Here is a 16,492-nt window from a genome sequence, read left to right as displayed (position 1 = left end):
TCGGGTCTACTGAATGGAGAATACTTCTTTTTTCAACAGTTCTTCAGGTTTCTGACCAATAGGATCGCTGTGGAAATAATCACGGATAACTCCATCCTCCAGATAGTTCGCAATAGATACCATAATCATGCCTTGGTCCAATGCCAGATAAGCTTTGGCGATTTCTTTGGTCTCCAGATTGATGGAGTCGTATAAGCCATATTCGCCCATCATGTTTAACTTTTTCAGTGTTTTGATGTTTTTGCGTGCCTCTTCAGGCGCATAGTCCAAGGCAAGGAATGTTGCATGCGCAGTTACCGTTGCTCCGTCTTTGTAACCTGAGATGCCAAGCGGTGTTGCTGCAAACTCACTATATCCGGTAGGGGTTGCTGACGGGGAGAATCCCCATGCTGCATACCCTTTTTCTTTGGCATATTCGATTTGCAGATCGACATGACGTTTATTGTTTAGACCTAGTGCCTGAGTACCCAAGTCTTTTTCCTTGATCACCAGACCCGGCATCAGTCCTTCAAACATACTGCCTCCCCAGCTAGGAACAAACTTTTTACCTTTATACTCATAACTTCCTTCGAAGACATCGACGCCATCATAATTCACCGTTTGACCTTGAGGAATCTGAGACTGCCAATCCCATTCAAGTGGCATCGTGCGGTACATCTTCCACCAATGTTCTTTTGGTACATCTCCTTTACCGATGGCAATATAACTTCCTACACGAGGTTCCGTATAAAAGGACCCATAATGATGCTCTGTCAGTGCGCCTTTCGCGACATCATAGCCACCACGGAATTGGCCGACTTCCGGATCGTATAACGTTGCATAGTTCATCTGTTTAACGAGAGCGCTGGCTTGTGCATTTAACTCTTTATACGCTTGTCCAACGACGATTAATCCTGCGGATAACCAGCCGTTATCTACCTGTGATATAAATTGCCCCCAATCTTTTTTGACGGAACCATCGTCCGTGTTGTACCAATTATAAAAGAGCCCATTCCACTTATCCATCTTCTCCAGCGTGTTTAACGTTGTTTTCAGGCGGGATACGGCTTCTTTTTTCGAAAGCAGGCCCATTCGTTCCGCAGAAACGGTACTCATCATGTACATCGCAATGTTTGTTGGTGAGGTACGCTTGGCTTCTTCCGTTCCCGTTTCCTTCATTCGGACTTCATCATACGTCAACCCGGTTTTGGGATCGGTAAAATCTTTGAAGTACTTGTACGTCTTTTTGGCAACCGCTTTCAATTCTGGTTTGAAGCCCGGCGTCTTGCCTGAATCATGTGCAGATATGACAGGAGCGAAAGCTGTGCTGGCAAACAGACAAAAAGTTAAAATAAGTCCTAACCTTTTTACAATGTTCATCTTTTTTCTCCCTTCAAAAATGAATTCGAAACGTTTCGCATTTATGATATCACGAATGTACATATTTGGTAAATAACAAAATGAAAACCCTTACTTTAAAAAGTTTTGTTTAGGTTTATCTTTTGACTTTTAACTCGAAACGTTTCATCAATAACAGGAATTCTTCTGCAAGCAGTCACTCTTTCTTGTGTAACAGCGATGATTCGGCCCATGTACGTATATAAGCAAATTCTAAAAAAGCCGCTATGGTTAGCGGCTTCCATGAGACGTACAAATGATGAATCTCCATTACGATACTCTATTCGAATTGCTTCGGTTTTGTATCGTGATTGTTCGCTTCAATACTGTTCAACCATCCCATCATTTCACAAAACAATAGGCTTCATACGACCATCTGCTCCAAACTGAATCGGGTCAATACATACTTCCCGGTGGTACCCTTTCCCCTCGGAGAACCGCGATAACGGAGTGACAAAACGATGGTAAGCCATGTAATACTGATGCGTTTCAGAATCATGGAAAATACAGTGATGTCCTGTTCCAAGCATGTCTTTTTCTACATTTTTGCTTAAGACAGGGTAGTGATAGGTGACCGGGCCGTAGAGGCTTTCCGACGTACCGTAATTGACGTGATAATCCTCACTTCCCGTATCATCACAAGACCATGTGAAGTGGTAAAGCCCATCCCTCTTTAACACGGTTACGGCCTCTCTGAAATCATGCAATCCTGCAATGTTACGCATCGTTTCTTCACGAACAGTTATCATATCGTCACCAAGCTCCACAATTGCAGCATCACCGTTGCCAAACAACAGATACATCTTGCCATCCTGCTCTGCATAGATTGAAGGATCAATGGCTTGCCCCATCTTGATCCCAAGATGTCTTAATTGACCCATTGTAATTAAAGGCTCAGGCTCCGCTCGGAATGGACCCGTCGGTGAATCGGCAATAGCGACACCAATAGCACTTTCCTGGTTAGGCATTTTGCCGCAGAAATAAAAGTAATATTTGTTGTTGTGGCTGGCAATCGCTGGTGCCCATGCATTCCCGATGGCCCAAGGCACATCATCCGTTGCCAGATCAAGAATAATCCCTTCATCCTGCCAATATTGCAGATCGCTGGAGGAAAACACCTTAAACTGCGTACCTGACCACCCGTCGAAGCCATCCGTAGTAGGATACATATAATAGCGGTCGCCAAACTTCGCCACATCAGGGTCAGCATATTGACCAGCCAGTACCTGGTGACCGTCTCCATAAGCGGCCAGCAGACAATTACCTTCTTCCGCGGTGATTGGCAGAATGCCGCCGTGCCGCTTTTGGGTTTTTCCCATATCAAACTCATCATCTGAAGCTATTCGGAAGTTTCCGCTATCCAAATCCGTCGTCAACAGCGGTAGATAACCTTTTCCCTCAGCAAAACGATCCACAATCAGGCACCACTCATCCCGGTCATTGAATTTAAATATCTGTGGCCCTTCTACACCCATCAGAGCTTCCAACACAGGCGCATGGAGCGGAGTGAAGGCGTCCTTGTCCAGAGATCGCCCCTTTTCAACACGAATGTTTTTGGTTGTTTCATCTTTGGAATATCGGTAGTAAGAACCCGATGAAGCCAGAATGGTCGTATCGATGATGTGGTTTTCACGCTCGATATACTTTACCGATGGAGTGAATGTACGGAAGTTTTTGGTGCGTGCGCTGTAAATCTTCTGTTTACGTTCAGATTCATCTGCATCTTGTGTGGCTGAGGCCCAGAATACAAGAAACTCATCAGCCGCTTCATCATATACGGCTTCAGGTGCCCACACACAACCTGCACCCGGGGTGCCAAGTGTAACTGTCCAAGGAGAAGACCAATCCATGAGATTACTGGACTCCCATACGACAATATCACGACTGCCTTCGTTTACAGCAACACCCCAGCCTTTACCGCTTGCGATTCGTAGATCGGTTGCAATCAGATAAAACTTATTCTCCTTAGCGGAGCGAATGAGAAACGGGTCGCGTACACCCTGTTCCCCCAGATTGGAGCGCAATACGGGCTTACCCCCGTTTAAGTCCTTCCAATGAAGGCCATCCTCGCTATATGAAAAATAAACCTGCTCTCCATCGGGCTGCTCACCGATAAAATGCACAAAAAGATATCCTGCGTAATTGGTGTTTGTATTCAACAAGTTTAGTAGCCTCCTAAGTATGTATATTGAATTTGATCTAAAAGAAAGCGCTTAACCTAGTATATATCATACTGCAAATCAGGGTTTAGGAGTAGGGAAACTTCCTGCTTTTCCTTATTTACCGTTGTAGTCTCTCCAATTACAATGGTATAACTGTATCGTTGACCAAAAGATGAAATGGAGGCCCCCTTATGATTCAGTCGATTATACATATCGCTTTGGTCGTTAACGATTATGATGAAGCGATCGAATTTTATACTCAAAAATTGAACTTCACATTGCTTGAAGACACCTATCAACCTGAGCAGGACAAAAGATGGGTGGTGATTGCCCCTCCGGGATCTATAGGCACAACCATTTTACTCGCGAGAGCTTCCAAACCGGAGCAACAGCCTTTTATCGGTAACCAGGCTGGTGGGCGTGTTTTCCTGTTCCTGAATACCGATGACTTCTGGAGAGATTATAAGGACATGGTTGCCAAAGGCATTGAATTTGTGAGAGAACCAAAGGAACAAGACTATGGCATCGTTGCTGTATTTAAAGACCTTTATGGGAACCTGTGGGATTTGCTGCAAATGAATGAGGATCACCCTATCTCCAAACGTGTGAAGTAGTGTTACAAATAGTTTGAAGAACCGGGGAGAGTGTTCTGCTCTAGCATGTCAGTATGAGCCTGACTTCGAATAATTAAAGTCAGGCTGCCTTCATGCAGGGTTATCATGGCGTTTACATGTTTGAAGAGAAGATTACTGTATTTTCCCATGCGTCATTTATCAATTTCATATTCCAGACCTTCAGTAACATATCCCTACGCGTGCATTTATAAAGCGGCGGTCGCTGAGTTGACGATAGGTGAATTCAGCGGTATCGCCAACGGTAATTTCTGTGCCGCCTTCAGGTAAAACGTCACGCTCTACACGGTAATTGCCGCGGACCTCCCCATCGGGCAAATACGTAGGGCATACAATCGTCCACTCCAAGGTGGAGGCTCTAAGCAACGTGTACACTTGTTCATGTTCCTCGGCAGCCCTAGTTGACTTACGTCTGGAGTCGCTCGACTGATATCGAAGTTTCTCTGGCTCGGTTCTGCTTTTAAGAATACCGGCTGTTCCTACAGTAATGATACGCTTTATGCCCTCCTGCCCCATGGCGTTGATGAGTAAGGGCATGCTTTGGGACAGTGTGGTTGTTCTATCCGTGTTCAGCGCGCTGATTACCGCATCAACTCCTTGTATAGCACGAAGAAGATCTTCGGATTCCAACACATTTCCTTGAATAACGGTCAAGCGATCATGGCGTTTGTTTATTTTTTCTGGATTACGCACCAATGCAGTTACATGATGTCCGTCTTGAAGCGCGAGTGTAACGATATGGCTTCCGACACGTCCAGTAGCCCCGAGCACTAAAAGTTGCATATTTAAACCCCCTGATTATGTGTTCACTATACGATGCTGTATCAGCATTTTGCCCGTAAAACAATAGAATAACAAAAAAAGCGTTACACGGGTACTTTAAGTACGCCATATAACGCCGTTGCCTCAATCTGTAGCGATCTTTTCGGTGAATTCCTTGATCTTCTCAGCGATTTCCTTGGGATGGGAGCGATACAAGTAATGTCCTGCCTCCAGTAAAATCATTTCTCCCTGTTCAGTGTTCGCCATCTGTTTCTCATGTTCTGCAACCCACTCTTTCACGACCGGGTGATTTTTCTGCACAAAGAAAAGAAGAGGTAAGTCCGAAGGCCATGTAAGCTGTTTCGCTGCCTGGAAGTTGGAATACATGCTTACGGCCTCGTTTAATTGTGTGTTGTTGTACATATTTTTACGGATTAAAATGTTTAATTGCTCTCTGGTATCGTCGTCATAGGAGAGCCCTTCATACGGGTCATCAGTCAGTTTCAACTGAACACGGGCAAAACCAAGGTTACGGAACCATTTAATGGGCTCAATGTCGGACGCTTCAACTTTTTGCTCACTAAGAGACGGAACACTGTGATCTAGTCCAATGAATGCTTGTACCTCATCTGCATATCGGTTCACATAGTCCAGGCTATAGAGACCTGAGATAGAATGTGCCATGAGCGTATAACGTTTGATACCGAGGCTTTGCAACGCACTATGGATCTCATGCGTGATATTAGCCGAACTACGTTCCTTGTCAGTCTGTTCACTTAGTCCGTAACCAAAAGGTTCAACAACTACGACCTTATAATGAGGACTCAGTTCGGAGATGAGTGGTTTAAAATCAAGTGCAGGCGAAGCTGTCCCGAATCCGGGTAAAATGACTATCGTTTCTTTCCCTTCACCCTGCATGAATACGTTCATTCGTTTTCCATCGACAGATACCTGTTGCCCGTAATGCTCCAGTCGCTTTTGTTCAGAATGACTGCTGACTTGGTTCACCGTGAACACGGTCGCGATGAAAAGCAGGATGACGATAAGTATAGAGGCTATGACTTTTAGTAAAAGTTTAAGCACTCGCTTGACTTTGGAATCCTGGCTCGCTTTTGTTTTTTTTGAATCTGAATGACTTGGTTCAATCAACACCTTCAGCTCCTTTATGTCATGTTTCCTTCTGGGGTGGGTCTTGTTTTACTCCAAGTCAAGTGTACTCAACTTCGATGTCCCTAGAATGAATGCAATATGAACGGAACATGAACGAACTCTACAACCTTTCTTTCAAACCTTCTTCATTCTTCCTTCTACCTTATTTAAATGTAAAAAAACACCTCCAGTCATGATATCCCATAATGAACAGGACTACATGTTGCTGAAGGTGTCTGAGCTTATTAATCGTTAAACTGTCGTTCGTTTCGTGTGAGTTCTTAAAATAATTGATTCAGATAGTTAACCAGTTTCTGACGAAATTCAGTCTCTGAGCAGCCTAAAATGCCTTTGAGATCCTGCGGCTGACGGATCAATTGATTCATAGCTTCTAAACCGTACTTCTCTATGACAAACTCGACAAACATATACGAGAATTGGAATCCTTTCTTGGTTTCAAAATCCCACGTATCATCGTCTAATTGAGCAAAAGTAGGAATAGAATTCGTGCGAATGGCCTCTTTCGTCGAATTTTTAAGAAAATCGGGTGTCATCAGTTTAGCCTCGTATCCGCCAATTCCTTGTCTAATCCATTTGGGGGACAGCGGATTAATCTCCTCAATCAGCCACATGGAGAACAGGTGAATCGTACCTTTGATAATAGACTCGTAGGTATGTTCCGGTCCGGGATTAAGTGGTGATACGATCTTAAGAATATTTTCTTCATACGTACCCGTGAACCAGTTAGGCGCATCCGCTTCACCTACAGCCCGATGAAACGTTGGCAGATCTGGATACATTTCAATGATAACTTTACGTTTGGGCTGGTAATTGTATTTGGTCGCCAGTCGTTCGACATTTCCACTTAGTTGCGTGAAGAGATCATGATTTGCTTTTTCTAGACGGTTAACCGAATGTTCTGAACTTCCTTTATTTTCGATAGAAATCAATTGTTCAATCGACATGATGGCCATGTTCCCCCATTCATTTAATTCATGCTTCAGCTTTCCAAGAGCGCGGTATAATCGGTTCTTCACTGCGCTCTCACGCATGCCAACAATACTCGCAATCTCGGGTAGCGTACAATCTGCGAAAAAACGTAACGCAATAATCTCCTGATTTTTCTCATCCAGTGTTTGTAGTGCCGCGCCAATGTCAATTCGAAAGTCAACATACTTTGTAAATTCAAGAGTGATGGATTGGGATTCTAACTGTGTAAAATCAAGCGGTGTTTCATTCTGACGTGACAATCTGCGATATTCGTTTTTTAACATATTCTGAGCAATCTTGAAGATCCATGTGAAAATATGCGCACTCCCTCTAAAACGATGCATGTTCTCGGAGACTTTCATAAATACCTGTTGTGTAAGGTCGTCTGCAACCATGGCATTTATTTTCAGCAAAAAGTAACTACGGATGCGGTCACGATATAATGCATAGATGTGTTCAAATCGGGTATTGCTATCCTGTTCATCCGGATAAACAGGTGTAAAGTCTGTGTCATAAGCTCCTGACATGGTGTGAACCTCCTCTTGATTTACAATGAATTAGACACCGCAGCGCAACGAATAGCCACAACTAAGCTGAAAAAATATGTATACTTCCGATAATTCTCACGATCTTCTTTGGTTCGAGCGGGTCAAAAAAGTGCAACACAGTTCAAATAAGTGCAAGATTCGTACACACTTTTCATCCCATTCGCTTTCTCAATCTTCCTCTAAAGTAAAAAATCATACAGATTCTGGTCAATAACGTTTATATCCCCTCCTCTTATTCTCCATTACAATATCTTCAAGTACAACTTTCCTAAATATGACTTGAACTTGAGGGGGAACGTGAATGAACCAAAAGATGAAGCTTCTAATCATGTCAGTGAGTATGTCTGCTCTGCTGATCACAGCTTGTAGTGACACGGGAAAAGGTAAAACACAGACCGATGCGGACGATGACGGCACAGGTGCAGTCACCATTCATACGGTCACATCGGAGTATAGTTCAGCGAAGTATCCAAAGGGCGATGATATCACCAATAATGTCTGGACTCGCCGGTATAAAGAGAAGTTAAACATTAACGTCAAGACGGACTGGGTCAGTGATGAATATGAAACAAAACTCAATCTCGCCATCTCTTCCAACGAACTACCTGACGTTTTCCGGGTGAATCCTTCTCAGTTACGCCAATTGGTTGAAGCCGATATGGTCATGGATTTGACAGAAGCCTTTGAACAACATGCCTCGGAACGTCTGAAAGGGTATATGAAAGCGGATGCAGACAGCTACGAATCAGGCAAAAAAGACGGCAAGCTCTACGGTATACCGCAGATGCACTGGGGGTTAATTGAACAGCCCGACTTTATCTGGATCCGGAACGACTGGAAAGAGGAACTTAAACTGCAAGATCCGAAATCCGTTGAAGATATTAAAAATATGGCACTCAAATTTATGGAGAAACACGGCGGATACGGCATTGCTGTGGATCAATCCCTGGACTACCTCAATCTGCTTGCCATTGCATGGAATGCACATCCCGACATGTGGATTGAAGATAATTCGGGAAAACTCACCTATGGCTCCATTCAACCTGAGATGAAAAATGCGCTTGCCGAGTGGGCGGAGTGGTATAAATTAGGCATTATTGATCCCGAATTTGCAATTAAAGATTTCAACGCGATGAATGCCGACATCGTTGCTGGTAAAGTAGGCATTCAGCCTTACTATCAGTGGTGGGGGTATAATCCGGGCGTAGATACGATTGCCAATCTGGGCAAAGATGCGATCTTTTATCCGTATCTCATTCCAACCGTGGACGGTAAGGAAGCAAAACAGTCGATCTTTTTTGCCAACAACAACTACATTGTTATGAAAAAAGATGCCGCCAATCCGCAAGCGGTGATCGAAATCCTGAATGATTATGCCTACATCGTAGATGAAGGTAACGGCAAGGAAAAACCGGAGACACTGTCTGCCCTGCTCGATAATGATATTGCCCACGTGGTTGGTGCGTTCCGTGTACTTAATCCGAATTCGGACTATGAGCAGTTTGAGGCTGTGTCCAAAGCTCTTGAAACGAAGGATACAAGCGGACTTACGACTTCAGGAATGTGGCAGAAATACAATAATAGCGTGGAGTTTATTAAAAATGCGACACCGGGAGCAACTGGCGATTATTTGCAACAGGGTGCTCCGAAAAATGCATATGGTCTGGCCAAAAAAGTGCTTGATAGCAACAACTATATCAAAACCGCGCTATGGGGTGTTACGCCCGAAGCTCTCTCCAGTTACGGCACAACGCTGGATGACATTCTGACCGAAGGATTTACCAAAATCATTATGGGCAGCGAAAGCATCGATTATTTTGACGTGGTCGTACAGAACTGGCGAGCAGCTGGCGGAGATAATGCCATTGAAGCAGTCAACGAAGCCTACGGGAAATAAAGCATTTGCGGTGTGAAGCCGGAGGGGGTGAGCCCGTTCTCATCCCCTCTTTTTGATAACTGAACGGAGGAAAAGCCATGCTGAAAAAATGGAAGCAGCAAAGTCCTTACCACCTCATGTTGATCCCCAGCGTTGTGCTGGTATTTATTTTTAGCTACATCCCGTTCTATGGACTCATTATTGCGTTTCAAAAATATAACCCTGGTCTCGGCTTTAACTCACCGTGGGTCGGATGGGACAATTTCACGCATGTATTCAATCAGCCTAACTTTGTGAGAACGATCTGGAACACCCTCTACATGTCCATATTCAAAATGCTTGGCGGCATTGTGGTGCCGGTTGTTTTCGCACTGCTGCTGAACGAAGTCTTGCACAACGGGATCAAACGCACCTTTCAGACCCTCGTGTATATACCGAATTTCTTGTCTTGGGTCATTATGGCGGGTATCATGCTGGATGTTCTAAGTGCAAATGGCATCGTGAATACGTTTCTGAGTTTGTTCGGCGTCAAGCCGATCTCTTTTCTCGGTACCCCTTCCATCTTCCCATGGACAATGATCGTGAGTGACATATGGAAGGGTTTCGGTTTTGGAACGGTCGTTTATCTGGCGGCTTTAACCAGCATTGACCCCGGACTATATGAAGCCGCAGTGATCGATGGAGCCAAGCGTTGGAAGCAAACACTCTATATCACCCTGCCCCTACTCATGCCAACGATTGTTCTGATGTCTGTGCTTTCCCTTGGAAACGTGTTGAATGCCGGTTTCGACCAGATTTACAACCTCTACTCTCCTGTCGTTTATCAGACCGGTGATATTATCGATACTTATGTCTATCGTCTGGGGATACAGCAAGCCCAATATTCCATTGCGACCGCCGTTGGATTATTCAAATCCGTGATCTCCTGCATTCTAGTCGCTGTCTCTTACATTCTAGCTTACCGCGTGGCGGGTTACCGTATCTTCTAAGGAGGGCATATTCGCATGATCTATGATAAAAGTATAAGCAGACGCGTGTTTCTTATTATAAATTACACCATCCTGCTGACCATCTCGCTACTCTGTGTGTTGCCATTTGTGAATTTACTCGCTGTGTCCTTCAGTAGCAGTTCAGCGGTATCGGCTGGTAGTGTTACCTTCTGGCCTGTCGAGTTCACAACCAAAGCTTATGAGTTTGCTCTTTCGGGTGGCGCGTTTTATTCCTCTCTATGGGTTGCCATCCAGCGAACGGTTCTGGGTACACTTGTGAATCTGGTGTTAATTGTGCTCACAGCCTACCCTTTATCCAAAACCAAACAGAAGGTGATGGGGCGCAACGTCTACATGGGATTTTTTATCGTAACGATGCTGTTTAGCGGCGGTTTAATCCCGACGTATCTGGTTGTGGTGAAAATGGGACTAATCGATTCCATCTGGTCTCTGATTCTACCAGGAGCGCTCCCCGTGTTCAGCATGATTATTCTGATGAACTTTATTCGTGGGCTTCCTGAAGAGATTGAAGAATCGGCTATCATTGACGGCGCAGGCCCTCTGCAAGTGTTGATTCGCATCATGCTACCGCTTCTCAAACCTGCGCTCGCGACGGTTGGATTGTTCAGCATTGTGGGTCACTGGAACTCCTGGTTTGACGGCATTATCTATATGAACAATCCCGCCAACTATCCGTTACAGAGTTATTTGCAGACGCTGCTTCAAAGCTTTGAGCAGATGATGCTGAAATCCGGATCGGATTACACGCAACTGTTATCCATGATGAATGCCCGGACAGGGAGAGCCGCGCAGATGTTCCTCGGTGCGATACCGATTCTCCTGATCTATCCGTTCTTGCAAAAGTATTTTACCAAAGGACTGGTACTCGGCAGTGTTAAAGGTTAAATTGTGACATCAAGGGCCGCTTCGCATGCGACTGTCTAATCCACATTCACTTGTTATCTGGTAAACAGGAGATCGCTGGAAGCAGAATTGCAAACGTTGTTCCTTTGCCGACCTCACTTTTCACCTGTATCCCATACGGCTCACCGAAGTGAAGTTGAATACGCCGTTGTACATTATAGAGGCCTATCCTCCGGCCTCCATTTCCTGTTTCATGCTTTTCCTCCATCAAGCCTCGTACCATACTCTGATCCATGCCGGTTCCATTATCACAAACTTCAATGCAGATGTCTTCCTCCCGAGACCCGATTCGAATCGTGATCACCCCATCCTCTTCGATCTCGGCCAGACCGTGAAAGAACGCATTTTCGACGATGGGTTGCAGGATCATTTTAGGCATTGCATATTGTAGCAGGTTCTCATCGATCTCATATTTCATCTGAATACTGCCATAATATCGAACATTTTGGATAGTCACGTAATGTGCAATGTGAGTTAATTCTTCACGAATCATAACGAGACTTCCATCAGACTTTGTGGCATATCGGAGCATAGAGATCAGTGCATCGGTCATATCTACAATTTTGTCGGCCTGTTGCATGGAAGCGATCCATTTCACGGAACCTAAAGTATTATACAGAAAGTGCGGGTTAATCTGATCATGCAGTGCCCGCATCTCGGCAGCGGCTTTCTCGATCTCTTCCTGCTGCATGCGTTCCACCATTCGTTTCAATTCATGGGACATTCGGTTGAATCTGGTGGATAAATGACCAATCTCATCACGAGAGCGAATATCCTGCACCTGCTCAAACTGCCCCTTTTCAACAAGACGTATATTGTTTAACAGTTTTTTGATGGGACGTGTAATGACGTGAGACAGGAAAATGGAGATCACCGCAGCGAAAAGTGACATGACGATCGCTAGCGTTACGAGGTTTTTACCTAGTATTCTACCATCGGCAGTTAGCTCTTCCAGCGGCATATAGACATATGTAGTCCATTTCTGCTGACTAAGCGGACTCTTTACCACGACGTTGGTTGCTTCGGATGGACGAACGTTATCCCGAAACAAGGTGCCAATTAACTGGTCGTTGACGTTGTAAACGATTTTTTCGTCCTCATCAATGATCATGAATCTGGATCGAAGTCCTTCCTGCAAGTTACGATTGACGATTTCGATAAATTTAATATCGATGCTAACCACCATCACGCCAAGCAATTTGCCGTTCGTGACATCATGAATTTTTCGTGCATGGGACACGGCCAGCACTTTATTTTCGAGTTGCTTGTCAACCCGGGTGGTTAACGTGATCGTACGCTCGTCCTCATGCATAAACTTCTTGAACCACAGCTCATTTCTCACATTGAAGGCCTTGTCAATCGGTTGATGTGGACTTACAAACAGGTCTTGTCCTCCGTTCATATTGTAGAGATAAATGGAAAATACACGATCCTTCATCATGATGTAATTCATTAATATGTTATATGCCGAGATTTCGTTTTCTTCATTACTTACACGCAGAAAATCCTGGATCGGAAAGCTGCCTTCATGGGTAGCAGATAAACTGTCACTGAGTCCATTACTGGCGAGCAGCGTGATCTTTTCGATTTCTTTCAAAAACTCGTCGATGCGAATGTTCGTCTGTTTGGTCAAATCACTAAGCAGTGTATTGTAATTCTGTGATAATAACCTTTCGGAAGAGTAGTACGAATTAATAGTCATCACAACGACAGGAAAGATGATGACGATCATACAGATCACCATAATCTTGTATTTAATCTGAAAAGGCCGCTTATATTTCATCGATCACACCTCTATTTCCGAATGGCATGCACATGCTGCTGTTCCCGATATTCCTCTGGCGTAAGCCCTGTGTTCTTTTTGAAAATCTTACTGAAATACGTGTAGTTGTGATACCCGACTTTATCGGCAATCTCATATATTCTCAGCTCTTTGCTGAGGAGAAAAGCCTTCGCATGATCAATCCGAACCCGGGTCAGATAAGAGATGAAATTTTCCTTCTTCTCCTGCTTGAACAAACGGCTTAAATAGGACGGATTCACGTTAATCTGGCTAGCTACACTTTGCAATGAAAGATCCTCTGCATAATAACTGTTGATGATGTCTATTGCGAGGTCCGTGTATTTGAGCTCGTGTGTGACCTGGGAGCTAGCGTTAAATGTCTCCGTGATATAAGTCAGCACATTCTCATGGATATCCTGCCAATGTTCCCCGTTCAGGACAATCTCATAGGGGGATTTCTCCGTCATGGAAAGCTTGCTTCGTGATGTGCTGTTCAGCAAATGGGCGTTCATTGTTTCGAGCAACGTAAGGTATTGCTTGCGGATACTGTTCTCGCCTGCCCTTACGGTCTTCAGGTCAATGTAGATTTCTTCAAGAAATTGCCGGGCTTTCTCCTTATTTTTGCTCATACAAATTTTCATGAATTGTTGCTCCTGCTGAGGACTCAGCAGATGTTCAACGTCTTCCCTACTGGGGGTTTCACGTATATCCTCAACATACAGGATCTGGCTTTCATCCGTAAAAAAACGTTCCTTAAGCGCAAATTCTGCCTCCTGACAAGCCTTCCGCAGCGACACAAAGCCGAAATTAATCGAACTTACTCCCGCTGTAAGTGACAGGTTCATAAAATCCTTAAGGGAAGTGAGTACTTTACGAATCAGCTTGTTCAGGTCAGCATGTGCTTCCGTGTCAGATCGGACATTAACCACTACCCAGTATTCAGACGAGCTTTCCACAAAAATCTCCTTTGCCCACCGGGATGGAATAACCTCTTCCATAATGTTGAGTATCGAGAAACGGAGCAGCTTTTCCCCTTTTTCAATGTATTTGCGTTTGACCTTCTCATAATGATTAACGATGAATTTGATGACCACTAACTGGTCTGATTGGATACGAAAATGGAGTTCTTTGGCTTTGGTAATCAATTCTTTCTCATGGGTGAATCCGCTTACAATATCTTGGAAAAAGCTATCCTTCAAATAACGAATACTCTTGGAATAATCGGAGGATACGTAGGGTAAGGCATTTAATTGATGCTGTTCACTTTGCAACTTCTCCCGTATATTCGTCAAAAGCTCGATGAGCGATTGCTCATTAATTTCGCTTTTAATCAAGTAATCGGTGGCACCGAACTTTAAAGCATTTTTCACGTAATCTAATTCATCAAAATTGCTCAGAATGACGTATTTACAGTTTTTTAACGATGGGGATAACTGTTTGATTAACGCTAATCCGTCCATTACGGGCATTCGGATGTCTGTAATGATCAAGTCAGGTACCTTTTCAAGCGCAAGCTCCAGTGCTTCTTTTCCATTACTAGCCTCACCTGCTATACAAAAACCGTATTCTTCCCAGTTCAGCATGGAACGAATGCCCACGCGCATCAGCAATTCGTCTTCCACAATCATCAGTTTATACATGGAAGTCCTCCAAAGTTGGTTATTTATACACGAGCCATCACCCAAAAGATTCAGGGACAGGTACATTCTATCTTGTACTTTATTCGGACTGTATGTATGAAATCCCCTTAAAAGGTTAGAAAAATGATTAGAAAACGATCAAAAAATACACAACAGATTAGAAAACAGATAAAAGACCGCCAATTGGCGGTCTGCGTGGTTCGCATTATTGCTCTCTAGGAATGTCGAGAAAACATGAATGAATGCTGAGGCAGGTGTTTGCTTTTCTACAATCATGAGGTCATAGCCGAGCCACTGCCCTTTAATCGTTTGATATGAATAGGGATATAGCGCTTTTGGATTCCATGTATACAATAAGGCTCTCTTGATCTTGCATTTCAATCTTAACCTGTTTGCCTTCTTGCTCATCGTTAAACAGTACCAATGCTGTGCTTCCGTCCGTGTTGCGAAAAGCTACCGTGTATATGGAATCATCGCTGGATACCGATTGGATTTGAACCGCTTTAGGGCGAATCAAAGCACTGAAATGAGCTAGCGCGTAATAATCCAGCGTGTAGACAAGATCTCCCGTCTGCTGGTTAATCTGCACAATTCCACGGCACGTGCTCTGTCCAAAACCCGGCACCGTAGGGCCGTTATGTTCGTCCAGTGCCATATTCCACAGTACGAGTGACTTGCTATAGTTTCGCAAAATGTGAATGCCCGTTCGAATCACATTGGAGAACGCTTGTTCAAAAGGCGGAATCCATTCCCCTCCAGAACCTTCGGTGAAATGCACTTCTTTTCCCGCAAAAGCTTCGTACACTTTGGATTGGGCAGAAGCATCTCCCCCATACCAATGCCATGCCACTCCATCCACAGCTTCTCCTGCATGTTCCAGAACGGTCAGCGGATAATCCGGACGATCCCAGTTGTGATCATAACACAGGATTTTGGTGTCAAGGTTGTTGCGTACAAAAGCTGGCTTGAGATGATTGAAAATGAACTCTGTTTGCGCCTCAGCGGGCATCAGCATGCCCGGATAATGTCCAGGCTCATACAAAGCCTCATTCTGCGGGGTGATTGCATAGATTGGCAGACCATGAGCTGCATAGGACTGAATATATTTTACAAAGTACTCCGCATATGCCGAATACCACTCAGGCTTGAGCTGGCCTGTAATCATGGAGCCGCTTGTTTTCATCCAGCCGGGTGCGCTCCACGGCGAAGCGAACAGTTTCAGCTCGGGATTCAGTGCAAGCGCCTGCCGGGTTAACGGAATAATGTCCGCTTCATCATGTGCAATGCTAAATCCGGCTAATTCCGGGTCTGTCTGATGGTCAGGCAGATCGTTATAACTGTATACCGTGCGGGCATAATCCGAAGCGCCCATCGGATTGCGGATCACCGACAATCCGATCCCTTCTGTCGGATGGAACAGCCGTGTCATCACTTCAACCCGCTGTTCAACCGTTATCTTTTGATTCATCAAATATGCCGCAGCATCTGTAAATGACGCTCCGAACCCGTCCATCTCCTGGTACGTTTGACGATCATCCAGTTGAACGGTTACGGCCATCGAATCAGCTTCCATGGACTTGATCGGATTGTATTCCTCGGGAGGAACAAGACGAAACAGGTCATTTTCCCCCGTAGTTTTGAACATTTTAAATGTTGTCAT

At 44.5% G+C, this 16,492-nt stretch carries 12 protein-coding genes; 4 read left to right on the top strand and 8 right to left on the bottom strand.

Going from position 1 to position 16,492, the window contains the following annotated elements; all coding sequences use genetic code 11:
• Positions 1-6: 6 nt before the first annotated feature.
• Together ACT89M_RS14940 and ACT89M_RS14935 are read right to left on the bottom strand one after the other, a co-directional pair.
• Positions 7-1,359, bottom strand: coding sequence for a glucoamylase family protein (locus ACT89M_RS14940; protein WP_154959141.1), 1,353 nt, complete (start codon positions 1,357-1,359; stop codon positions 7-9).
• 365 nt (positions 1,360-1,724) lie between these two features.
• Positions 1,725-3,539 carry a glycoside hydrolase family 43 protein gene (locus ACT89M_RS14935; protein ID WP_308721780.1) on the bottom strand — a complete coding sequence of 605 codons (1,815 nt, stop codon included), beginning with the start codon at positions 3,537-3,539 and terminating at the stop codon, positions 1,725-1,727.
• A gap of 191 nt (positions 3,540-3,730) precedes the next feature.
• On the opposite strand from ACT89M_RS14935, the gene ACT89M_RS14930 reads away from it, so the two are divergent.
• Entirely contained in the window at positions 3,731-4,153 is a 423-nt protein-coding gene (locus tag ACT89M_RS14930; protein WP_154888885.1) for a VOC family protein, read from the top strand.
• Positions 4,154-4,333: 180 nt separating this feature from the next.
• Here the strand turns inward: ACT89M_RS14930 and ACT89M_RS14925 are convergent, their stop codons facing one another.
• The 3 genes from ACT89M_RS14925 to ACT89M_RS14915 all read right to left on the bottom strand — a co-directional run bounded on the left by ACT89M_RS14925 (position 4,334) and on the right by ACT89M_RS14915 (position 7,599).
• Positions 4,334-4,954, bottom strand: coding sequence for an NAD(P)-dependent oxidoreductase (locus tag ACT89M_RS14925; RefSeq protein WP_308721781.1), 621 nt, complete (start codon positions 4,952-4,954; stop codon positions 4,334-4,336).
• A gap of 123 nt (positions 4,955-5,077) precedes the next feature.
• A complete protein-coding gene (locus ACT89M_RS14920) occupies positions 5,078-6,085 on the bottom strand; it encodes an alpha/beta fold hydrolase (protein WP_308721782.1) in 1,008 nt (335 codons plus the stop codon).
• Between the two features lie 278 nt (positions 6,086-6,363).
• The gene (locus ACT89M_RS14915; RefSeq protein ID WP_308721783.1) at positions 6,364-7,599 is read right to left on the bottom strand and encodes an RNA polymerase sigma factor; all 1,236 of its coding nucleotides are present in this window, start codon (positions 7,597-7,599) and stop codon (positions 6,364-6,366) included.
• Positions 7,600-7,921: 322 nt separating this feature from the next.
• On the opposite strand from ACT89M_RS14915, the gene ACT89M_RS14910 reads away from it, so the two are divergent.
• From ACT89M_RS14910 to ACT89M_RS14900, 3 genes are all read left to right on the top strand, one after another.
• Positions 7,922-9,517 carry a type 2 periplasmic-binding domain-containing protein gene (locus tag ACT89M_RS14910; protein WP_308721784.1) on the top strand — a complete coding sequence of 532 codons (1,596 nt, stop codon included), beginning with the start codon at positions 7,922-7,924 and terminating at the stop codon, positions 9,515-9,517.
• A gap of 77 nt (positions 9,518-9,594) precedes the next feature.
• Positions 9,595-10,485 carry an ABC transporter permease gene (locus ACT89M_RS14905; protein WP_090916142.1) on the top strand — a complete coding sequence of 297 codons (891 nt, stop codon included), beginning with the start codon at positions 9,595-9,597 and terminating at the stop codon, positions 10,483-10,485.
• Between the two features lie 15 nt (positions 10,486-10,500).
• Positions 10,501-11,391: a carbohydrate ABC transporter permease gene (locus ACT89M_RS14900; RefSeq protein WP_090916140.1), complete on the top strand. Its 891-nt coding sequence runs from the start codon at positions 10,501-10,503 to the stop codon at positions 11,389-11,391.
• A 46-nt stretch (positions 11,392-11,437) separates the two neighbouring features.
• On the opposite strand, the gene ACT89M_RS14895 is transcribed toward ACT89M_RS14900, so the two are convergent.
• The 3 genes from ACT89M_RS14895 to ACT89M_RS14885 form a co-directional block, all read right to left on the bottom strand.
• Positions 11,438-13,192, bottom strand: coding sequence for a cache domain-containing sensor histidine kinase (locus ACT89M_RS14895; RefSeq protein ID WP_487344721.1), 1,755 nt, complete (start codon positions 13,190-13,192; stop codon positions 11,438-11,440).
• Between the two features lie 11 nt (positions 13,193-13,203).
• A complete protein-coding gene (locus ACT89M_RS14890; protein WP_308721786.1) occupies positions 13,204-14,832 on the bottom strand; it encodes a response regulator in 1,629 nt (542 codons plus the stop codon).
• 301 nt (positions 14,833-15,133) lie between these two features.
• Positions 15,134-16,492: a glycoside hydrolase family 30 protein gene (locus tag ACT89M_RS14885; RefSeq protein ID WP_221788054.1), complete on the bottom strand. Its 1,359-nt coding sequence runs from the start codon at positions 16,490-16,492 to the stop codon at positions 15,134-15,136.

It is taken from the genome of Paenibacillus sp. NN59, assembly GCF_057597225.1.
The sequence above is the reverse complement of the archived record's forward strand: the minus strand, read 5'-3'. Positions and strand labels throughout refer to the sequence as shown.